This window comes from Marinomonas rhizomae (assembly GCF_003315485.1).
In the GTDB taxonomy this organism is placed as follows: Bacteria; Pseudomonadota; Gammaproteobacteria; order Pseudomonadales; family Marinomonadaceae; genus Marinomonas; species Marinomonas rhizomae.
The window spans coordinates 23271-43920 of the sequence record NZ_QNSE01000023.1 but is presented as its reverse complement, the minus strand read 5'-3'; the positions used below and the strand labels follow the sequence as shown (position 1 = coordinate 43920).

Here is a 20650-nt window from a genome sequence, read left to right as displayed (position 1 = left end):
CCACCTGATCCCATCCCGAACTCAGAAGTGAAAAGCGCCATCGCCGATGGTAGTGTGGGAGATCCCATGTGAGAGTAGGTCGTCGTCAAGCTTTATATTAAGAGAAACCCCATCCTACTGAGTAGGGTGGGGTTTTTTCGTTTAAGAGAAGTAACGAAGTAACAACGCTTCCCACGTGTGGGGCTCTTTATCAAAGACACGCATGTGAGAGTGACGCTGTTATCAAGCTTTACATTAAGAGAAACCCCACATGACAATGTCATGTGGGGTTTTTTCGTTTAAGAGAGCTAACAATCCTTCCCACGTGTGGGGCTCTTTATCAAAGACACGCATGTGAGAGTGACGTTGTTATCAAGCTTTACATTAAGAGAAATCCCATCCTACTGAGTAGGGTGGGGTTTTTTCGTTTGAGAGAGGTAACAACGCTTCCCACGTGTGGGGCTCTTTATCAAAGACACGCATGTGAGAATGTCGCTGTTATCAAGCTTTATATTAAGAAGGCCCTGATAGGTTATCCTGTCAGGGCTTTTTTACGTCTGTACTTTTTCGTTTGTAGACAAAGCACTTCATTACCAATCATCCCTTTTAGGGAGGTACCGGGTACGGTACAGTCCGATAAAGTGTGTCTTATTCCATTAAAACATGTTCTCTGACCCGTTAATAAAACAGGTGACTTTTTAAAAAACGACTCGCTGGATATTGATAAGTCGGACTGTTCATGTCAATCGCTACTTTACTCAATAGAGTCAAAACAGAGTCTACGTTAGGCATAGAATTTCGAATTTTTAGAATGCGTCTGAACGATTTGTTGAGTCGCCCAATCCAGTTTTTTGCGTACATCATATTTTGAACCTAGGGCTCAAGCTCTAAGTAAGTGGCGTAATATCATAAGATTAGGCGTTTTCTTCTGCATGTCTACCCAAGGGTTTTATGCGTATCCGCGAGTATAGTTATGTATCGAATACCATAAAAAAGTGATCCTTGAAGAGAGCCAAACGACAGAGTGATAAATGAAAAGAGAAGGTGGAAAATGGGTCAGGTTGAGAGGTCTGAGAGTCGAGTATTGCCTAATGCCCAAGATTCGAGTAAAAAGTGTTATAAAAATAAACGTAGATTCATCCTAAATCTTAGAAACATTCTTTATAAGAGTCATGGTTTTGACACGGTATAACCGCTTAATAGTTATGCAATTTAATGGAGTAGTATGATTAATATAATGTTTGCAGAGCATTCACACCTTGATAATCTTGCTGAGATTATGAGAACGACTTTTCATTTGGCTTGCCCAGAGAATTCTAACCATGACTTGCAAGATTTGTACATTTCAAAGCACTTGAATGCAAAATGTTTTGAGCAAATTTTAAATTCAGAAAAGGATAAAGTTTGGGTAGCTCTTTCAGGGAAAAAGGCAATCGGCTTAGCTGTTTTGGAGCACGGCTCCAAAGATATTGCTATTCTCTCAAAGCTTTATGTAATGCCTGATTATCAAGGGCAAGGAATAGCCTATAATCTTTATAGTTCAGTGTTTAATTACGTTCAAGAAACTGGCTATAGTCACCTTCAGCTGTTCGTTTTTTCGGGTAATAATCGTGCAAAAGCATTTTACAAGAAGCAAGGCTTTAAGCTAATTGGGACAGATGAATTTACAATGGAGTCTGAAGTGCATCATGATGAAATTTATGAAATATCCGTTGTATAAATTGCATTCAGATTCTAATTCGATTCCGATGCATAATGACGATTGATTACGTCATTATGCCTTCCTGTTGATATCGTTTTTGTTTTAGGTAATCGATACTATTCCGCTACAATGGCCGCTTAGTATTGAGGCTGAGAAAATCATGTCGCCAGAGATTTTTATTAAGCGGACGTTAGCAGCGACTTCCGTACAACGAGTCGAGCAGATTCAAGCCTTATGGAGTGGATATGGCGAGATTGTTCGTTATCAGGTTACTACTCGAGATCAGTCATACTCATCTGTTATCTTGAAGTCGATTCGTCTAGATCAAGTCATGGCTCATCCACGTGGCTGGCAGTCAGAATTATCTCATCAGCGAAAGTTAGAATCCTACCGTGTTGAAGCTCATTGGTATGCTCATTGGCGTTCTCAAGTAAAAGAGGTGGCGAGAACCCCTCATTGTTATGCTGTGCACCAAACGGAAGACTTGATTTACCTTTTGCTTGAGGACATGGATGAAGCAGGCTTTCCTAGCCGCCACACACGTTTAGAGTGGGACAGCTGTTTGCCTATATTGGATTGGCTGGCGAATTTCCATAGTCGTTTTATTGGAGTCCAATCCACATCTGAATATAGGCTGTGGCCTCGTGGGACGTATTGGCATTTGGCGACTCGTCCTGACGAATGGCAGGCCATGGAAGAGAGTGAGTTGAAGGATTCAGCAAGTCATATTGATCAGACCTTATCACAGGCGCGTTTTCAGACCTTGTTGCATGGTGATGCTAAGGTCGCTAATTTTTGTTTTTCTGAATTGTGCGATCAAGTCGCCGCGGTTGATTTTCAGTACATAGGCAAAGGTGTTGGGGTACAAGATGTGGCGTATTTTCTGGGTAGTTGTCTGGATGAAGCCAGCTTAGCGAATCATCTTTCCTATTTATTAGAGTATTACTACGCAGAGCTCGCTCGTTGTTTAGTGGCGCAAGGCGAATCGGCCGATTTGGCTTCCGAAGTTTGTATGGAATGGCGTTCATTATTTGATATGGCTTGGGCCGATTTTCATCGCTTTATCTTAGGCTGGAGCCCAACTCACGCGAAAAATACGGCTTTCAGCCAAATGGTCTCAGCGCGGGCTTTGGCGTTATTGAGACGCTCGTAAGGCTCGATTGGTTTTAGCCGTGGCTTGAGCAGTGATTGGATCATCGGGCCAAGGGTGTTTTGGATAACGTCCGCGCATTTCCTTTTTCACTTCAGGGTAAGCTTCTCGCCAAAAGAAGGGCAGATCATGGGTGACCGCTAATGGACGTTGGTTCGGAGACAGTAATTCTAGGGTTAAACTTTGTCCTAACACACTGGGCGTTTGTGTCATGCCAAACACTTCCTGTAATTTAACACTGAGCTTTGGCGGTTGCTGGCGGTAGTCAATCTTATGTTGGTTCCCTGAGGCAACGGCTAAGCGATCCGGTACGTATTCATTCAATCTACGTTGCTGCTCCCATGACAAGCTGTCCAGCAAAATCTGTTTAAGCGGTAACTTGTTCAATGCGCCTTGTGTTGTGATGTTGGCCAGATAAGGGCCTAACCATTCCGCTAGCCTATCGAGCAAGCCTTGTTCTGTCATGTCTGGCCAGTCCTGAGAGTCATGATGGGCGGCAAATTGAATGCGTGCTATCAGCTGCGAACTGTCGTCTTGCCAAGGCAAGATGTCGAGCCCCGTCTGGCGAATGTGCTGGAGCATAGCATCGGTGATTTGTTGAGGGTCGAGCTGAGCGGACTTTTTACGATGGAGGCAGAGTTTACCTATCCAAGTTTGTTGTTCACTGATCAGGCGCGCCTCCGATTTGGACCAGGCCAGATGCGAACGAGTTTTCAAAAGGTGCGGCAAGGCTTGTGATAAAGCCGACATATCCAAAGCCTGAGCCAGAAAAATACGATCTTCTTGTTGACCCTGATGACCGCCAATATCCAACGCCAGAAGGTAGTCTACTTGAGCATTTGAGTCGCGATTGTCCAACGTCGCAATGCGACCATTTGCCAATTTAAAACGCGTGCTATGGGAGTCATTTTTACCTTGTGACGGTAAGCGTTGAGCAATTCGATCAGCATACGCGCCTGCCAATAATGTTCCCAATACAACACTTTGTTCAAGGTCAATTTGATGCTTTGTTAGCTTGAGTGTTTGGCTGCGACGTTGCCATTGTTTTAGCGATTGCTGATAAAAATGTTTTGATTTTTGAGCGGATAGAGAGCTTGCGTTGGTTAGCCATTCTAAGCGCATGGAAAAGTCACTATCCTGTTGAGAGAAAGGATCGCCTTCTGACAATATGGCACAGGCTTGGCAGGCCAGCTCGGTCTGTCCCCATTGTTTACCCAACAAGAGAATTTGCGCCAGCCTTGGCTCTAAGTTCAGCTTGCTCATTTGTTCGCCATGAGGCGTCAACGTTAGGTTCGTCGCTTCGATGGCATTTAAATGGCGCAATAGATCAATGGATTGTTGAAAATGGCTTTCGGGTGGTGGCGTGATCCAATCCAGCTCTAAGCGCTCTTGTACGCCCCATTGAGCCAGATTAAGCGTCACCGCACTGAGGTCGACACATTCGATTTGAGGTTGGGCTTGTGGTGCTAAGCGGTGCTGTTGCTCTTCACTCCACCAACGATAACAAACGCCCGCTTGAGTTCGACCGGCGCGTCCCATGCGCTGAATGGTTTCGGCTTGTGTCGCGCGACGAGTGTGCAACCGCGTGGTGGCGGTATTGGCATCAAATCTGGCTTCACGGCTCAGACCACTGTCGACCACCACACCGATCCCTTCAATGGTTAAGCTGGTTTGTGCAATGGCCGTGGCCAGCACTATTTTACGTTCAGGCGGCACAGTGGCTTGGATGACCTTTTCTTGTTGTTCCAAGCTAAGGTCACCGTACAAGGGCAGAATACTTAAATGTGGTTGCTCACTGAGTCGTGCCTGAAGCTGTTTATGGAGTTGTCGAATTTCTTTTTGACCCGGTAAGAAGACAAGAATGTTACCGCTTTCTGCTTGGTAAGCGGTCAAGGTTAAACGGGCCACTTCGTCCATGACCTCGACGGTTTTCAGGGTTTTATTGGCGTAATGCGCTCTGACGGGAAAGCTGCGACCGGTACTGGTCAGACTGGTACAGTTAAGGCGTTGTTCTAATAATGTCGTGTCGAGAGTGGCTGACATGACCAGCAGCTTTAACGGATCTTCATCGCGATACAGTTCGCGTGCCTGTAAACATAAGGCAAAGGCTAGGTCGGAGTGAAGGTTGCGTTCGTGAAATTCATCAAAAATAACAAGTGAAATATCACTCAAAGAAGGGTCGTCTTGCAGCATTCGAGTAAGCACGCCTTCGGTGACCACTAAGACTTGGGTGTGCTTGCTTTCTTTGGTGTCGTGGCGAATGCGATAACCTATGCGTTCCCCCACAGGCTCTTTTAAGGTGTCTGCTAATCGTTTGGCGGCCGCTTTCGCCGCCAAACGGCGAGGTTCCAACATGACTATTTTACGTCCTTGATTCCAGACCTGATCCATCAACGCCAATGGCACCACGCTGGTTTTGCCTGCGCCAGGGGCTGCTTCCAAAATGGCTTGGTGGTGATGCAATAGTTGATGTTTTAGCTGAGGAATCAGTTGGTAAATTGGCAGTTCGCTGGACATAAGACGGCTCATTAATTTGCTGTGCTTATGATAACGTTTTTGGGCTGTTGGCGCAGTCTCACTTTAGGTTTGTCGATGGCGATATCGCTTTTACACGTTGCGATACAAGGCAAAAAGTAGCCTTCGGCTTGTTCTTTGGCGGTGAGGCCTCGTGGTGTTTTTGTACCGTAGAGAATCTCACCCGCTAACAATTTTGTGAGGCAGACTCCGCAGACGCCATTGTCGCAGGCGTGTTTAATGGGCACATGCTGAGCCAATAAGGTAGCGAGGACAGTATCGTCTGATCCACACTCCACCCAGCGAGGCGGGTGTAAAAAGCGGAGCTGGATGCGTTTCATCTGGGGCAAGATGCTTTTCCTTCTGTTAATCTTCTATTAACTTTAACATGATAAAAATACGGCGGTGTCGCAAGGCGATTGTGCCCCGAATCATAATGACAACGGATCCTAACCAATACAATGACAGAGCCAAGTAAAAAAACCTTATTGGTCGTTGATGATGACCAAGACATTCGTCAGCTGTTGTGTGATGCGTTATCACAGAAAGGCTATCAAGTGAGAGAAGCCGAGGATGGTCGCCAGATGTGGGCGCATCTTGAAGCGGAAGCTGTGGATCTGGTGTTAATGGACTTGTACTTGAAAGAGGAAGATGGCCTGAATTTGGCCCGTGACATCCGAGAGCGTTTTGCCATGCCCATTATGATGCTTACAGGGAAGGGCGATGAAACGGATCGAATTTTGGGACTAGAGTTGGCGGCTGATGATTACATGATGAAGCCCTTTAACTTGCGTGAGCTGACGGCTCGCATTCACGCATTACTACGTCGTTCTTATCAAGCACCACCGGTGTCGGCCAGCAGTATTAATCAAGACCATGATTGTCTGAGGTTTGGGCATTGGATGTTGGATTTAACTGCACGCTTGTTGCATGACCCAAGCGGCAAACTAGTAACCTTAACGTTAGGCGAATTTTCTCTGCTGGAAGTGTTGGCTCGTCATCCAGACCGCATTTTTTCTCGCGAACAGTTGATAGAGCAAAGTCGAGGTTTAGAAACGGAAGTGTTTGATCGTACGGTTGATGTGTTGATTCTTCGACTCAGACGGAAAATAGAGGCCAACCCGAAAACACCAGAGTTTATTAAAACTCAACGTGGGCTTGGTTATTTTTTCCAAGGGCCTGTGCGGGTGAATTAAATGCGTTTTACGAGTATTCGGCAAAAAGCTTCTGTGTCTATTTTAGCGATTAGCTTAGTGGCGTTTTTTATGGTCGGTATCGGTTGGCAATCTATGCGAGTCAGTGAAGCCTCTTTATCCGAATTTGAGTCAGAAACCTTACCAGAAATCAGCACCTCTTTAACATTAGCCGAAGGTGTGGCTCAGTTAGCAGCCATTGCTCCTTACACCGCAGGGTCTGGTCGTCCTTTTCAATTACAAACTGAATCTGAACGTATCCATCGACGTATTCTTGAACTTCGTGGTGTTGCTGATAGTTTGGCAGATTCTGTCTTTCAGCGAGACATCGATGACCGCTTAGATGACCTACAAACTACGCTTGAAGAGCTTGTTGCCTTGGTGCGTGAAGAGCTGTATTTGCGTGAAGACAGTTTGGCGCAGCAATTTCGTATTCGTCAGCTGCCGCTTAATGATGCTGTTGCCAGTGTGGGCAGCCAGCAAGGTTTAGTCTGGTTGTTACAGTTATTGGAGTCACCTAGTTTGGTGCCGGAGAGCATCTTGAAGAGCTTAAAGTTATCAGAGCAAAATGAGCAAGTCGCGAGTATTGCTGATGACTTATTAATGGCACATCGACGATTGAATCAGATCCAAGAGCGTAAGAACTATCTATTAATTTCGATTCGAGCCAAATCTGAACAGTTGAGTAAACAAGTTAGCGATTTCGTGGGCGGATTACAAAAGAAAGTGAGTCGTCAGCGACAAGAAGTGTCTTCGTTTGTGGCACGCGGTCAAAATTGGATTATCGGCATTTCTGTATTTCTCTTGTTGGGTTTGACTCGCTTGTATTGGTATAGCCAACGTATGACGAAAGATTTAGGCGTCGTCACCAACGACATGGAACAGCTCTCCTTTGGTCGAGTCGATTCAAAACACACAGGAATACGCCGCAATGATGAAATCGGCACCTTAGCAGATACGTTTGAAGTTTTTCGTCGTGATGCGTTAAGACGCTTGGAAGTCACTGCTGAATTGTCGGAGCAAAAACGTTTGCTCGAAACTATCTTTGATAACATGAACGATGGCCTGAGTGTGTTCTCCTCAAAAGGCACCTTGATTGCTTGGAACTCGGGTTATCAGAAATTGTTTGATTTATCGGATGATGATTTGAGTGTTGGTATGCCCATAGACGAAGTTCAAAGCCTGATAAACCAAGGACAACATAAAAACCTCAATTTAGAGAATCAGCAAGTTCATATGGAAGAAGTGAATGTTTCCCGGCATTTACGCTTTCAAAGTTTCGAGCGTCACTTTGACTCAGGAAAAATTGTTGAATTTCGCTCTAAGCCAATGCCAGAAGGCGGCTTTGTAACCTTATACACGGATTTAACGGAACGTAAAAGTGTGGAAAGTCAGTTACGACAAGCGCAGAAAATGGAAATGTTAGGGCAGCTGACGGGCGGTGTTGCTCATGATTTTAATAATCTATTGGCGGCTATCATGGGAAATTTGCAAATGCTATCTGACTCGCGGCCACAAACCGAGGATCAAGCGCGATACATAGAGCGAGCCTTGGTTGTGTCAGAGAAAAGTAGCAACTTGGTGCAGAGGTTGTTGGCCTTTAGTCGTCGTCAGCAGCTTTTTCCTGTGTCGATTGGTATTGATGATCTAATCGAAGGCATGTTGGATTTGGTTGAATACAGTGTTGGTTCGCATATTGTCGTCGAAAGCGATTTGCAATGCCCTGATGTGATGAGCTTGATTGACCCTTCCCAGCTAGAAAATTCTCTGTTGAATTTATCGTTGAACAGCGCCAGTGCGATGCCAGATGGTGGCCGTTTGGCCTTTTCAACCAAGTTATGTACTTTACCTGACAGTGATATCCCTGCAATTTGTATTCGTGTGGAAGACTCGGGTGAAGGTATTGATGATGAAGTGATTGGTCGTATCTTTGAGCCTTTCTTTACCACTAAGCCTGTTGGCAAAGGCAGTGGTTTGGGCTTGAGTATGATTTATGGCTTTGTCAAACAAAGCGGTGGTGAAATCAAAGTTACCTCTGAAAAAGGTAAATGGACTCGTGTCTGCCTGTTCTTACCTCAACAAGAGACACCACTTGACCTTTTAACAGACGATAGCTCTGCAGTAATAGAGAAAACAAGTAAACAAGACTCTATTCTCTTGCCTGAGTTCAGCTTGGTATGGCTGGTGGAAGACGATGAAGAAGTGTGCCGAGTGATGCGTGAGCAATTAGAAAAAATGGGCTTTATAGTACAAACTTTTGATTGTGCTGAAGCCGTCATGAAGGCGTTGGATAAGGCCATTCTCCCTGATGCTATTGTTTCAGATGTTAACCTTGCTGGTGCTGTGAGTGGCGTTGGGTTAGCACATAGCCTTCATTCTGACTTGTTTGGTTTTACGGGGCCAATATTACTGATGTCTGGTTTGCCCAAAGACGAATTAAAACAAAAGCATCAATTAAAAGACGATGATTTATTTATTTCAAAACCATTTACTATCAAAGAGTTAAGGAAAATATTTCAGATTAAATATTGAATTGTTACAAATATTACAAAAAAAGATTAAATGATGAAATTATTCATTAGTTTTTTATCTTCATAGTGTTTTATTAGAAACAGAGTCGGGGCTTGTTCTGTTTCAATGGCGTTTTTGAATAGCATCAATGTCAATAATAAAAACAAAAACTGGAGTTATAAAAACAATGAAATTTATGCATCGTATTCCGTACAAAAAATTGGCGTGTCTGGTTGCCGCTGGCACACTGTCTACTGTCGCTATGGCAGAAACCCCTATCATAGGTTTAATCACCAAAACCAATACCAACCCATTTTTCGTAAAAATGAAAGAAGGCGCGCAGCAAAAAGCTGATGAGCTTGGTGTTGAATTGCGTACGTTTGCTGGCCGTTACGACGGCGATAATGAAACGCAAGTTCAAGCGGTAGAAAACTTAATTGCCGCGGGTGCCAAAGGCATTCTTATTACACCAAGCGATACGGCTGGTATTGTTCCGACGATTCAAAAAGCACGCGATGCAGGTTTGCTTGTTATCGCGTTAGATACTCCTTTAAGTCCTGCTAGTGCGGCAGACATGACATTCGCGACGGATAACTTTAAAGCTGGCGAAATGATTGGTATGTGGGCAAAAGAAAAAATGGGCGATAAAGCTAAAGATGCAAAAATTGCTTTACTTGACCTGAGCACGAGCCAAATTACCGTAGACGTCGCTCGTGACCAAGGTTTCTTGAAAGGTTTTGGGATCGACCTTAAAGATCCAAAACGCATGGGTGATGAAACGGACTCGCGTATTGTGGGTAACGACGTGACGCAAGGTTCGGAAGAAGGCGGCCGTCGTGCGATGGAAAACCTACTGCAAAAAGACCCAGAAGTGAATTTGGTTTATACCATCAACGAACCCGCTGCGGCTGGCGCATATGAAGCATTGAAATCGTTCGGCCTTGAAAAAGACGTGTTGATTGTTTCTGTTGATGGTGGTTGTCCTGGTGTACGTAATATCAAAGACGGCGTGATCGGCGCTACTTCTATGCAATTCCCTCTTAAAATGGCCTCTGAAGGTGTAACAGCGATTGTAGATTTTGCCAAATCTGGCTCACGTCCTTCTGCATCAAATGGTCTAGATTTCTTCGATACAGGTGTTCAGTTAATTACTGATGAACCCGTGAAAGGTGTTCAATCTGTGTCGTCTAAAACTGGCTTGAGCATGTGTTGGGGCTAATCAATCTCTTGTGATAGATGGGTGTGAAGGCGCCCTTATTTGCCGTTAGTCGAACTTTTGGCTAACGGCACTTTTTCTATCTAGCGCAATGTTTCCTCTCTGGAGTAGTCTATGAGTTCTACCGACACAAAACCGTCTACAGCGGTGCTTGATCATGACAAAGTCGCGGATCAAGCCAGTAGCTATGTTGCCAAGTTCGAGCGTAAAGAAACGCTTGTGCAGCGTTTTCAAAAGTTTCTTCATCATTATCCCATTGCCGCACCAAGTATTGTACTGATCTTGGCTATTGTTGGCTTTAGTATGATAGTTGGTGGACGTTTTCTTCATCCATTCAATCTATCTTTGATCCTGCAACAGGTCACTATTATCGGTGTGATTGGTGTTGCCCAGACCTTAATTATTTTAACCGCGGGTATCGATTTATCCGTGGGGGCCATTATGGTATTGACCTCCGTCGTAATGGGACGGATGGCGGTAAATTATGGTATTGATCCGAGCTTATCTATTCTGATTGGTATTGCGGTGGGTGCGTTGGCTGGCTTTATTAATGGCTTGCTTATTACCCGATTAAAAATCCCGCCTTTTATAGCGACACTAGGATCTTGGAATGTTTTTTTTGCTTTGAACCTATGGTACTCAAAAAGTGAAACGATTCGTTCTCAGGATATTAGTAGCATCGCGCCATTATTACAGTGGACGGGCCAAACTATCGACTTCTTCGGCGCAAGATTGACTTATGGTTCCCTTTTAATGCTAGGGATATTTTTTCTGATCTGGTATGCCCTAAATTGGACCGCTTGGGGGCGTCATGTATATGCAACAGGCGATGATCCGGAAGCCGCGAAATTAGCTGGTATTCGTACAAATCGAATCTTAATGTCAGTCTATGTTCTGGCTGGCGTTGTATGTGCTATTGGGGCATGGGTTCTTATTGGTCGTATCGGCTCGGTGAGTCCACAAGCAGGCACTATGACTAACCTTGACAGTATTACTGCGGTGGTTATTGGTGGGTGTAGCTTGTTTGGTGGACGAGGTTCTATTTACGGTACGCTCATTGGTGCACTAGTTGTTGGTGTATTTAGAAATGGCTTGGCTTTAGCTGGTGTAGATGTTCTATGGCAAGAGTTTACAGTGGGGATATTGATTATTTCGGCTGTGGCTATTGATCAGTGGATCCGAAGAGGGACAGCATAATGGTAGCTCAATACGATAAGACACCTGTGTTACAAACAAAAAACTTGGTAAAACGTTATGGCAGTGTGACCGCGATTGATCATGCCGATTTTGAACTCTATCCCGGTGAGATATTAGCGGTCATTGGTGATAATGGTGCAGGCAAATCCTCCTTGATCAAAGCCTTGTCTGGTGCTTTGATCCCCGATGAAGGTGAGATTTTTTTAGATGGTAAGCCGGTAAGTTTTTCTTCACCGATGGAGGCTCGAGCATTAGGCATAGAAACGGTTTATCAGAACTTGGCGGTGTCGCCTGCGTTAAATATTGCTGATAACTTGTTTTTAGGGAGAGAGTTATTGAAGCCTGGCATTCTAGGTTCTGTCTTCCGTATGCTGGACAAGAAAGAAATGGAAAAACGCGCCCGCAATAAGATGGCTGAGTTGGGTTTGATGACGATTCAAAACATTAGTCAAGCGGTTGAATCGCTTTCTGGTGGTCAGCGCCAAGGTGTGGCGGTTGCTCGTTCAGCTTTGTTTGGCAGCAAAGTGGTGATTATGGATGAGCCAACTGCGGCGCTTGGTGTAAAGGAGTCGCGTCGTGTCTTGAACTTGATCAAAGAAGTTCGTGATCGTGGTTTGCCTATTATCTTGATCAGTCACAATATGCCACATGTGTTTGAAGTTGCAGATCGTATTCATATCCACCGTTTAGGTAAGCGAGCGGCGACTGTCACGCCTCAAACTCATACCATGTCTGATGCTGTTGCCATTATGACCGGGGCGATGGAAGTTAGCGGGTCAGAGGAAGAGGCTGCCTAGGAAAAAACTAAACCGCTATTTTTATCTTCCATCAGGTAGGGCAAAATAGCGGTTCTTTATGCTCTTGTGGCTTAAGATATGTTCATTGGCCATCAATGACGAGCGCGCGATTATTGGGAGAAACAGAATGAGTCTATTTAAAGCGCCCGTGTCGTGTTTACATAAAGTACGGCAGTGGTGGAGGTCCTATCGGCTAATGCCCAGTATTTTGGCGATTTCTATTGTCGCCGTATCGCTGTCTCCCTTGGTGTCACAATCCTCTGAGCCCCAACCCTTAAAATCGATTGGTATTAGTGTTGCCGATTTGGGTAACCCATATTTTGTTCAATTGGTAGATACCGTTTCCTTAAAAGCAGAGCAGTTAGCGGGTCAGCCTGTTAAAATGATCATTCGCTCGGATGCTTATGATTGGCAGCGACAAATCGGTCAAATCAATGATTTTATTGAGCAAAAAGTCGATTTGATCGTATTGACCGCCGCGGATGAGTATAAGGTGGCCGCTGTTGTTGCCAAGGCTCAGCGAGCGGGTATTAAAGTGATTGCGGTGGACGTGAATGCACAAGGTGCAGACGCAACTATTACCACTGATAATGTGCAGGCTGGCGCAATAGCGTGTGAAAAATTGGCGAAGATGATAGGTTATCAAGGCAAATTCGTTATTATTAACGGTGTCTCAGTGTCCTCTGTGATTGAAAGGGTCGCTGGCTGTAAATCAACATTAAATAAATACCCCGATATTACCTTGCTAAGTGACCGCATGAATGGCACTGGCAGTGTGGAAGGTGGAATGGAAGCCATGACGTATTTGATGGAAGAATACGGTCATATTGATGCGGTGTTCAGTATTAATGATCCAACGGCATTTGGAGCTTTGCGAGCGGCGCAACAAGCTAATCGCAATGAGTTTATATTAGCCTCGGTTGATGGGGCGCCATTTGCAACCGATATTATCAAGCAACAGGACAATTCTTGGGTTGCCACTGCCGTTCAACGGCCTATTCCCATGGCTGAAAAAGCCATTGAGATTGGTATGGATTTATTAAAAGGTAAAGAGGTTGCTCAGCGTTTTATTTTGATCCCTTCAACGTTAATTGAGAAAAACTAATTTTCAATCTATCTTGGTCTTTTATGGCAAGACCGTTAAGCTATCGCCTTCTTAAAAGAGGCTATTAATGGATACTTCTACGTTATTCTTACAAATCTTTAATACGGTTTTTCCTCTGGCTAGCATTGTGCTGGTGGCTTTTTTCTACGCACGCGTTCGGCCTACCGATATGACGGTGGCGAACCGTCTCAATATCAGTGTGTTTTGTCCTGCGCTGATTTTTTCTGTTATGGCATCAAAAGAGTTTCATATAGCTCAATACGTTGACTTGATTATTGCGGCCACGGTCGTTGTTATAGGCTCAGGGCTCCTCGTTTGGCCTCTTTGTAAATGGCTAAAAATATCGCCAAAGACGTTGGTTCCGCCAATGATGTTTAACAACAGCGGTAACTTGGGTATTCCTTTGATTGTGCTGGCGTTTGGCGAACCCGCTTTGCCTATCGCCGTGGTGTTGTTTCTAACCGAAAACTTGCTTCATTTCACGGTAGGCATGTATTTGCTTAACCCAAAAGCCAATCTTCTTAATGTGTTGAAGATGCCTATGATCATTGCAACGATTCTGGGCTTAATTTGGAGTTTACAAGGCTGGACTGTCATGCCTGCAGTAAAAGTGTCCGTTGATATGATGGGACAAATAGCTATTCCTCTGATGCTCTTTGCTCTTGGTGTTCGGATGACGAATGTAGACTTTAGTGAATGGAGACTTGGTGTGATTAGCGGCTTTTTGTGTCCGTTAAGCGGCCTGGTTATTGCGGGGATTTGGTATTATGTTGTTGGAATGTCTCCGGAAAATTTTGCCTATTTATTGATCTTCGCTTGTTTACCTCCTGCTGTTTTGAACTACATGGTGGCCGAGCTTTATCAACAGGAACCTCATAAAGTAGCGTCGATTGTATTAATTAGTAATTTGATGAGTGTAGGGATTATCCCTTGTGTATTGTTCTATGTTTTATAAACCCGTATTAGGAGAAAAAGCATGATGGTACAAATTGGCTTAATCGCTTTATTAGTGTTCGCTTATGTCATTGTTTCTCGCATTCTGAAATCCAGTGTCACGTTATTAGGGCAAAAAAAATTCGCCAATGAAGTGCGTATTACCTATGTTTCGAAAATGCTAAACCTAGGTTTTACTGCAATTTTAATTTTATTAATCTGTTTAGTTCTTGGCATTGGGTATGGTCAACTAGCAATCTTTTTTTCGTCTGTATTTGCTGTTGTTGGTGTGGCGTTGTTTGCTCAATGGTCTATTTTAAGCAACATAACTGCCAGCTTGATTATCTTTTTTGGTTTTCCTTATCGAGTAGGGGATTGGGTCAAGGTTGTTGATAAAGATGATGAGATTCTTGGGCAAATTATGGAAATATCGACTTTTCACGTGATTATCCAGAGGTTTTCTGGGGATGTAGTGACTTATCCAAACAGTTTGATCTTACAAAAAGCGGTTGTACGTTTTGAAAGTCGAGAAAGGGCACAAGCAATGAGTCAATACAAAGAGCCTGCAGTGCCAATAGGAGAATCTGAGAAGCAAAGCACTTCTGTCTGATGTTGATTGAAAAACAATCAATTTTTTAAGATTTTAGATATTTGTGTCATACTAAGAGGCCTTCATCTTTAAGAAAGGAAGTCTCTTGTGAAATCCGATCCTGAGTCTTTGTTAAAAAATAATGATGCGCTTATTCATTCAGATGCGCTGAAAGTGAAATCTCATGCCCAACGTCCCCAAGAAGACTGGGTACTGCACACTTTAATGATTGAAGGTTATGACGTTCCTTTTCGTTTTAAGCGCCAAGGAAAATACCGCACTTTGCGCGGAGCTCGCGTCAACCTTACTTATTACCCAACCCAAGAAATGGTCGCGGGAATTCCTGTAGAAATCATGAAAGTGGTACGAGTGAAGCGAACCTAGCCATCAAACGTTATCACTTAGCCTACTTCTGCTTTTCTTCTGCACAATATGAACTTAAGATGGCGTCCCCTGTCTTTATTGCAGGTTTCAAGATTGCTTATTAGGTGTAGAAAATAATGGAAATGAGTCGTTCTGGAAGTTGGTTTGCCACCATGAAGCGCATTGAGCGTAGTGCGTGGTTCCAAGGTTTTATTATCAGTATTATCGTCATTGCTGCTTTGACCGTTGGCGCAAAAACTTACTCTTTACCTTATGGCATTGATAAAGCCATTAATTACTTAGACAACTTTATTACTGTCTTTTTTTTAGTCGAACTTTCTCTACGTTTTATTGCTTGTGATGATAAGCGTCGTTTCTTTAAAGACCCTTGGAATATTTTTGATACCGTTATCGTCATCGGTAGTTTGATGCCGATATCAGAGGCTGAGATGATTCTTATCGCTCGCTTGTTACGCGTATTTCGAGTGTTACGTTTGGTTTCTATTATTCCAGACCTACGTTTTTTGATTAACGCCTTGCTTAAAGCCATTCCCAAAATGGGTTACATTGCTTTATTGATGTTTATTATTTTCTACATCTTCGCGGCCGTTGGATCTATCTTTTTTCATCAAGTAAATGAAACGCTTTGGGGAGATATTGCTATCTCTATGCTGACATTGTTTCGCGTTGCAACGTTTGAAGATTGGACTGATGTAATGTATGAAACGATGGAAGTGTACCCATTTAGCTGGGTCTTCTACATTATCTTCATTTTCTTAACCGCCTTTGTGTTCTTGAACATGATGGTGGGTGTGGTGTTGGATGTCATGACTCGAGAGACGGCCCAAGAAGAGCACGAAAACCAAGAAAACCATCACCAAGCTTTGGTCACCCAAATTGCCGAATTGCAGGCTCAAGTGGCTCGTTTGGCGGATAAAATCGACGAGCAACAAGATCGAAAAGATTAGTGGTTCATTTTTACATGACTTTTAAGTGGCGTGCTGGTTAACTTTCTTTAGCCAGCGGCCACCGAATGTATTCAGCATCAAACCAACAAGCACAATGAAAATCCCCGCCCATTGCATCATACTCACGGTTTCAGACAGAAAAATTTCCGCTGATGTTAATCCGACAACAGGTACACCTAAGGTGAGCGGAGCAACCGTTGCGGCTGGATAGCGAGACAATAAATGACTCCACAAACCGTAGCCAGCTAATGTCGCAAAGATGGACAAATAGGCCAATGACGCTATGGATTTGAAGTTCAACCCAATGAGATTATTCCACATAACATCACTGCCATCGATGAAATACGCACAGATAAAGAAAGGGACAGGCGGCACCCAGCTAGACCAAACGATAAGATTTAAATTGGCATCGTAACCTTTTCGACTGATGATTTTGGTGAATATATTACCCAACGCCCAACTAGACCCTGCGGCTAAAGTTAATCCAAAGCCAAGGGCCGTCATGGTGGTGTCCTCATTGTCTAATCCGATCACAGCTAAACCGCCAATGGCAATGCCAATTGCGAGTACTTGGTAGGGACGAACCGTTTCTTTCAACAATAAAATAGCGAACAGCAGGGTGAAAATCGCCTGAGATTGCAGTACCAAAGAAGCCAGTCCAGCAGGCATCCCAAAAGACATGGCGCTGAATAAAAACGCAAATTGTCCGAAGTTCAATGACAAAGCATAGCCAATACACCAAAGCAGTGGTGTGTTGGGGCGAGCAAAAAAGAAGCAACCAATCATACCGATGACGAGAAAGCGCAATCCGCCTAACATCATTGGCGTGAGTTCATCTAAGCCCCAACGCATGACGATAAAGTTAAAGCCCCAAGCGACGATAATAATTAACGCCAAAAACATATCTTTGCGAATCATGTTGAATCCTTAACTTTGCAATGGTGGGGCGAAAATAAGCCAACCACTTTACGTGTTTTCGACAAGTTTGCACATGGACAGATAACAAAAGAATGAAGGACACAGATCGAGAATGTTCTCTTTAATTGCCAAAAGCAGCGTATTCATTTTCCATTTTATGTATTGATAGAAGAGATATCCCATTCTTTCACGCCGTAATATAGGCTAAATTGATAAGTTCTTAATGAAAATCGAATATCAGCCTTCATCTGACTGACAACAATACAACGTCACAAGAGCCTCAATATTATGCGTATTTTAGTAGTGGAAGATGATCGTATTTTAGGCGAAGCCATCAGTCAAAGAATCAGTCGAATGGGTCATGGTCTTGATCTTGCTCAGACCGGTTTACAAGCCACTCAGATGTTGGCTTTGCAAGAATACGACCTTATGTTATTGGATCTAAATCTACCGGATATGACAGGCAATCAAATTTTACAAAATCTGCGCAAAAAGCACTCTAATACGCCTGTAATTGTACTGACTGCACGTGATGGAATTAAAGATCGTATTGAGTTATTGGATTTGGGGGCTGATGACTATATGACGAAACCAGTGGACTTTGGCGAACTGGAAGCCCGTTGTCGTGCCTTATTGCGTCGTAGCCAAGGACAAGCGCAGAATACGATAGAATATGGCAATGTGAGTTTAGATCTTCAAGCATGCTCGGTGACTGTTGATGGCAACCTTATAGAGCTAAAACAACGTGAGTTTCGTTTGTTAGAGGTGTTTATTAGCCATACAGGTCGAGTGTTAAGCAAAGAATCCTTAATCGAACATATTTATAATTTTAATGAAAATCCAAATTCAAGCGTGATTGAAATCTACGTAGCACGCCTGCGGAAATCTCTGCAAGACAGTGACATCAATATCAGAACCATTCGCGGCTTAGGTTATCTGTTGGAAAAACATCATGGCTAAAGCGACTACATCGATTCGTCGGCAATTGATCCTAATGGTTGCGGCGGTGCTGATCGTCATTAACATTATTGCGCTTTGGAGTGCTCATATCTATGCGAATCGTGCGGCAAAAGAGTCTTATGATCGGCTTTTATATGGTTCAGCTTTGCAGATGGCTGAAAACATCACTATTTTAGACTCGCAAGTTTTTATTGATTTGCCCGTTTCCGCTTTTGAAACCTTAGCCCTGTCTGCCTCTGATCGTGCATTTTATGCCATTATGAATGGGCGATATCAGGTGCTGACAGGCTATAAAGACCTTCCCAATATTCCATTTACTCAGTTACTTCAACAATCTAGCGAAAAAGAAAAATTTATCCCCATTTATTATGAAACCATGTATCACGGTGAAAAGGTGCGTTTTGTTGCGTTAGGGAAGCGTTTGTTAGAAGCGGACAGTGTAAACGATGTCTTTATAATCGTCGGGCAAACATTGGACGCACGCCGCGCAGCCGCGACGGAAGTCAGTCACATGGCATTGCAGTTTGTGGCCTTATTTTTCGTTATTACTTTGCTCTTATTGCTTTTTGTTATTTGGCGAGTATTACAGCCATTACAAGCGATTAAACAAGCTATTACCGAGCGCTCTCCCCAAGAGTTATCGCCGTTGGAGGCCAATGTTCCCAGTGAAATAGCGCCTTTATTAAAGAGTATTAATTACTTCATGGCTCAGTTGGATAATACCTTGAGCCGTTTACAACGCTTCACCGCAGAAGCCGCTCATCAGATACGAACTCCTTTGGCTGGCTTGAACTCGCAAGCACAAAATGCGATCGATGAAACCGATGAAACGCTACGTCAAAAACAACTACAACATATTTTAGAAAGCAGCAATGTGTTGACTGGTACAGTCAATCAGCTTCTTAGTCGCGCGACGCTGACACATCGTTATCAGAGTCATCCTTTTAGCCCTGTGTCTTTGGATCATGTCGTCAAAGAGACATGTCGTGAGCTGGTGGTTTGGGCGCTAGAGCGACAGGTCGAAATTGAATATTTAGGCAACATCCAGGTGACGATTAAGGGCGATGAATTTGCGCTAAAACAGATGCTGCAAAATATTATTGAAAATGCCATCAAATATAGTCCGAAGGGCGGCGTTGTTGAAGTTGAGCTAATGGTGATGAACGAGCTGCCTGACACTTCGATTAGGTTACAAATTCGAGATCAAGGTGTTGGTGTTCCAGATAAAGATAAAGAACACATTTTTGAGTATTTCTATCGTAGTCCTGATAATTTTGCCTCTGGTTCCGGAATTGGTTTATCCATTGCCAAAGATGTCGCAGAGCACCATGATGCTAGATTTCATTTAAAAGATAACCTGCCGTCAGGGTTGATTGTAGAAGTGATTTTCCTTCAACAAAAAGGACTTTCTTATGAAAGTTAATTGTCGACTGGGGCTTTGTTTAATCTTGTTTAGTCACATGGCATTGGCTGGTGCGGCACAATCAGGAACGTCTATTATTTTTCCAAGTTTGAATAAACAGCCAAAGTTTGAAGGGGAAGTGCTAACTGTTTATGGTGCTGTAAATCATCGGGTAATCTCACCTTTGTTTAAGGCATATCAAGAGACATACACGAATGTAGCTATACACTATACCGAATCGAACACTCGTCATCTCTATGAGCAATTTCTTTCAGAGCCTAATGCTCGACCGGACGTGATGCTTAGCCCAGCCATGGACTTACAGTTTAAGTTAGCAAATGATGGCTACGCCTTGGTTTATGACTCACCAGAGCTTGGTCATGTCCCTAAGGATTCACATTGGCGAAGTGAGTTATTTGGTTTTACTTACGAACCAATCGTGACGGCGATAAACACAGATATTTTAGCTAGAGAAGCGTTGCCGCAAAGTCGTGAACAGTTATTGAATTTGATCCGCAGTAAGAATCATCTTCTAGACGAGAAAATTGGCTTGTTTGATATTCAGCAGTCAGGATTAGGGTATTTAGCGTGGGCCTATGATGGACAGCAATCTCGTAGTTATGGACGATTGTTAGAAGCGTTTGGAACGCATCAAGCTCAGCTTTATACAGACACGGCATCTATGCTCGACGGGCTTCTGAAAGGCCAAATTTTCATCGCTTATAATCTGGTTGGTGCTTATTCCTATCAATGGACACAAAAGTATTCATGGATAAAAACCATTATGCCGACGGATTATACGACGATCATTATGCGCACGGCATTCATTCCTCGTGATGCTCAAAAAGTGACATTAGCGAAACGTTTTATCGACCTTTTATTATCCCCTGAAGGGCAGCATATACTGGCGAATCAATCCGCTCTTACGCCAATAAGTACAAAGGTTAAAGGCCCATTTAGTCGTGATGAGTTGAGTAAACTACCGCATGGAATTTTTCGTCCTATACCTTTAGGGCTCGAATTGCTGATTCAAACCGACGATGCGAAAAAAAGGCTTATTTACTCAGAATGGCGTGATGCTATCCAACCAGTATTGAATCGAAAAAAATAGAATTCATTGTTTTGTTGATACCTATGAAAGGTTCATGAAAGG

The 20650-nt window shown here is 43.6% G+C and carries 18 protein-coding genes, 1 rRNA gene and 1 pseudogene; 16 read left to right on the top strand and 4 right to left on the bottom strand.

Annotated features, from left to right (window positions below):
- Positions 1 to 91 (top strand): 5S ribosomal RNA (gene rrf / locus DFP80_RS20180); the annotation flags it as partial.
- A gap of 566 nt (positions 92 to 657) precedes the next feature.
- Here the strand turns inward: rrf and DFP80_RS21125 are convergent.
- Positions 658 to 885 (bottom strand): annotated as a pseudogene (locus DFP80_RS21125) (transposase); the annotation flags it as partial.
- 319 nt (positions 886 to 1204) lie between these two features.
- On the opposite strand from DFP80_RS21125, the gene DFP80_RS20170 reads away from it, so the two are divergent.
- Both DFP80_RS20170 and DFP80_RS20165 read left to right on the top strand, forming a co-directional pair.
- Positions 1205 to 1699, top strand: a complete 495-nt coding sequence (locus DFP80_RS20170; protein WP_113918588.1) for a GNAT family N-acetyltransferase — start codon at positions 1205 to 1207, stop codon at positions 1697 to 1699.
- Positions 1700 to 1841: 142 nt separating this feature from the next.
- Positions 1842 to 2834, top strand: a complete 993-nt coding sequence (locus DFP80_RS20165; RefSeq protein WP_113918587.1) for a phosphotransferase — start codon at positions 1842 to 1844, stop codon at positions 2832 to 2834.
- Here the strand turns inward: DFP80_RS20165 and hrpB are convergent.
- Both hrpB and DFP80_RS20155 read right to left on the bottom strand, forming a co-directional pair.
- Positions 2817 to 5348, bottom strand: a complete 2532-nt coding sequence (gene hrpB, locus DFP80_RS20160; protein ID WP_113918586.1) for an ATP-dependent helicase HrpB — start codon at positions 5346 to 5348, stop codon at positions 2817 to 2819. The two genes, DFP80_RS20165 and hrpB, sit on opposite strands and share 18 nt — an antisense overlap.
- Before the next feature lie 11 nt (positions 5349 to 5359).
- The gene (locus DFP80_RS20155; RefSeq protein WP_241560335.1) at positions 5360 to 5686 is read right to left on the bottom strand and encodes a 2Fe-2S iron-sulfur cluster-binding protein; all 327 of its coding nucleotides are present in this window, start codon (positions 5684 to 5686) and stop codon (positions 5360 to 5362) included.
- 120 nt (positions 5687 to 5806) lie between these two features.
- Between DFP80_RS20155 and DFP80_RS20150 the strand changes: the two genes are divergently transcribed.
- The 10 genes from DFP80_RS20150 to DFP80_RS20105 all read left to right on the top strand — a co-directional run bounded on the left by DFP80_RS20150 (position 5807) and on the right by DFP80_RS20105 (position 16217).
- Positions 5807 to 6541 carry a response regulator gene (locus DFP80_RS20150; RefSeq protein ID WP_113918584.1) on the top strand — a complete coding sequence of 245 codons (735 nt, stop codon included), beginning with the start codon at positions 5807 to 5809 and terminating at the stop codon, positions 6539 to 6541.
- The gene (locus DFP80_RS20145; protein WP_113918583.1) at positions 6542 to 9070 is read left to right on the top strand and encodes a PAS-domain containing protein; all 2529 of its coding nucleotides are present in this window, start codon (positions 6542 to 6544) and stop codon (positions 9068 to 9070) included.
- Positions 9071 to 9236: 166 nt separating this feature from the next.
- On the top strand, positions 9237 to 10268 hold the full coding sequence (locus DFP80_RS20140) for a sugar ABC transporter substrate-binding protein (RefSeq protein WP_113918582.1): 1032 nt from the start codon (positions 9237 to 9239) through the stop codon (positions 10266 to 10268).
- 111 nt (positions 10269 to 10379) lie between these two features.
- Positions 10380 to 11462: an ABC transporter permease gene (locus DFP80_RS20135; RefSeq protein WP_113918581.1), complete on the top strand. Its 1083-nt coding sequence runs from the start codon at positions 10380 to 10382 to the stop codon at positions 11460 to 11462.
- Positions 11462 to 12259, top strand: coding sequence for an ATP-binding cassette domain-containing protein (locus DFP80_RS20130; RefSeq protein ID WP_113918580.1), 798 nt, complete (start codon positions 11462 to 11464; stop codon positions 12257 to 12259). Before DFP80_RS20135 ends, DFP80_RS20130 begins: the two co-directional genes overlap by 1 nt.
- Before the next feature lie 127 nt (positions 12260 to 12386).
- On the top strand, positions 12387 to 13364 hold the full coding sequence (locus DFP80_RS20125) for a substrate-binding domain-containing protein (protein WP_113918579.1): 978 nt from the start codon (positions 12387 to 12389) through the stop codon (positions 13362 to 13364).
- A 67-nt stretch (positions 13365 to 13431) separates the two neighbouring features.
- Positions 13432 to 14319 carry an AEC family transporter gene (locus tag DFP80_RS20120; protein WP_113918578.1) on the top strand — a complete coding sequence of 296 codons (888 nt, stop codon included), beginning with the start codon at positions 13432 to 13434 and terminating at the stop codon, positions 14317 to 14319.
- A gap of 21 nt (positions 14320 to 14340) precedes the next feature.
- Positions 14341 to 14907 (top strand): mechanosensitive ion channel domain-containing protein, encoded by a 567-nt coding sequence (locus tag DFP80_RS20115; RefSeq protein WP_113918577.1) that lies wholly within the window; start codon positions 14341 to 14343, stop codon positions 14905 to 14907.
- 87 nt (positions 14908 to 14994) lie between these two features.
- Positions 14995 to 15270: a hypothetical protein gene (locus DFP80_RS20110; RefSeq protein WP_072842024.1), complete on the top strand. Its 276-nt coding sequence runs from the start codon at positions 14995 to 14997 to the stop codon at positions 15268 to 15270.
- 116 nt (positions 15271 to 15386) lie between these two features.
- Positions 15387 to 16217 (top strand): ion transporter, encoded by an 831-nt coding sequence (locus DFP80_RS20105; RefSeq protein WP_113918576.1) that lies wholly within the window; start codon positions 15387 to 15389, stop codon positions 16215 to 16217.
- A 21-nt stretch (positions 16218 to 16238) separates the two neighbouring features.
- On the opposite strand, the gene DFP80_RS20100 is transcribed toward DFP80_RS20105, so the two are convergent.
- Positions 16239 to 17135, bottom strand: coding sequence for an EamA family transporter (locus tag DFP80_RS20100; protein WP_113918575.1), 897 nt, complete (start codon positions 17133 to 17135; stop codon positions 16239 to 16241).
- 288 nt (positions 17136 to 17423) lie between these two features.
- On the opposite strand from DFP80_RS20100, the gene DFP80_RS20095 reads away from it, so the two are divergent.
- Genes DFP80_RS20095 through DFP80_RS20085 form a run of 3 tightly spaced genes read left to right on the top strand, consistent with a single transcriptional unit; the run spans position 17424 to position 20608 of the window.
- Positions 17424 to 18095: a response regulator transcription factor gene (locus DFP80_RS20095; protein WP_113875829.1), complete on the top strand. Its 672-nt coding sequence runs from the start codon at positions 17424 to 17426 to the stop codon at positions 18093 to 18095.
- Positions 18088 to 19518: a sensor histidine kinase gene (locus tag DFP80_RS20090; RefSeq protein WP_113918574.1), complete on the top strand. Its 1431-nt coding sequence runs from the start codon at positions 18088 to 18090 to the stop codon at positions 19516 to 19518. Before DFP80_RS20095 ends, DFP80_RS20090 begins: the two co-directional genes overlap by 8 nt.
- A complete protein-coding gene (locus DFP80_RS20085) occupies positions 19508 to 20608 on the top strand; it encodes an ABC transporter substrate-binding protein (protein WP_113918573.1) in 1101 nt (366 codons plus the stop codon). The genes DFP80_RS20090 and DFP80_RS20085 overlap by 11 nt, the downstream gene beginning before the upstream one ends.
- Positions 20609 to 20650 lie beyond the last annotated feature (42 nt).

Coding starts and splice junctions, on each gene's coding strand:
- DFP80_RS20140 (WP_113918582.1), top strand. CDS start 9,237: ATGAAATTTATGCATCGTATTCCGTACAAAAAATTGGCGTGTCTGGTT.
- DFP80_RS20130 (WP_113918580.1), top strand. CDS start 11,462: ATGGTAGCTCAATACGATAAGACACCTGTGTTACAAACAAAAAACTTG.
- DFP80_RS20145 (WP_113918583.1), top strand. CDS start 6,542: ATGCGTTTTACGAGTATTCGGCAAAAAGCTTCTGTGTCTATTTTAGCG.
- DFP80_RS20100 (WP_113918575.1), bottom strand. CDS start 17,135: ATGATTCGCAAAGATATGTTTTTGGCGTTAATTATTATCGTCGCTTGG.
- DFP80_RS20120 (WP_113918578.1), top strand. CDS start 13,432: ATGGATACTTCTACGTTATTCTTACAAATCTTTAATACGGTTTTTCCT.
- hrpB (WP_113918586.1), bottom strand. CDS start 5,348: ATGTCCAGCGAACTGCCAATTTACCAACTGATTCCTCAGCTAAAACAT.
- DFP80_RS20125 (WP_113918579.1), top strand. CDS start 12,387: ATGAGTCTATTTAAAGCGCCCGTGTCGTGTTTACATAAAGTACGGCAG.
- DFP80_RS20150 (WP_113918584.1), top strand. CDS start 5,807: ATGACAGAGCCAAGTAAAAAAACCTTATTGGTCGTTGATGATGACCAA.
- DFP80_RS20170 (WP_113918588.1), top strand. CDS start 1,205: ATGATTAATATAATGTTTGCAGAGCATTCACACCTTGATAATCTTGCT.
- DFP80_RS20165 (WP_113918587.1), top strand. CDS start 1,842: ATGTCGCCAGAGATTTTTATTAAGCGGACGTTAGCAGCGACTTCCGTA.
- DFP80_RS20155 (WP_241560335.1), bottom strand. CDS start 5,686: ATGAAACGCATCCAGCTCCGCTTTTTACACCCGCCTCGCTGGGTGGAG.
- DFP80_RS20135 (WP_113918581.1), top strand. CDS start 10,380: ATGAGTTCTACCGACACAAAACCGTCTACAGCGGTGCTTGATCATGAC.
- DFP80_RS20090 (WP_113918574.1), top strand. CDS start 18,088: ATGGCTAAAGCGACTACATCGATTCGTCGGCAATTGATCCTAATGGTT.
- DFP80_RS20105 (WP_113918576.1), top strand. CDS start 15,387: ATGGAAATGAGTCGTTCTGGAAGTTGGTTTGCCACCATGAAGCGCATT.
- DFP80_RS20115 (WP_113918577.1), top strand. CDS start 14,341: ATGATGGTACAAATTGGCTTAATCGCTTTATTAGTGTTCGCTTATGTC.
- DFP80_RS20095 (WP_113875829.1), top strand. CDS start 17,424: ATGCGTATTTTAGTAGTGGAAGATGATCGTATTTTAGGCGAAGCCATC.
- DFP80_RS20085 (WP_113918573.1), top strand. CDS start 19,508: ATGAAAGTTAATTGTCGACTGGGGCTTTGTTTAATCTTGTTTAGTCAC.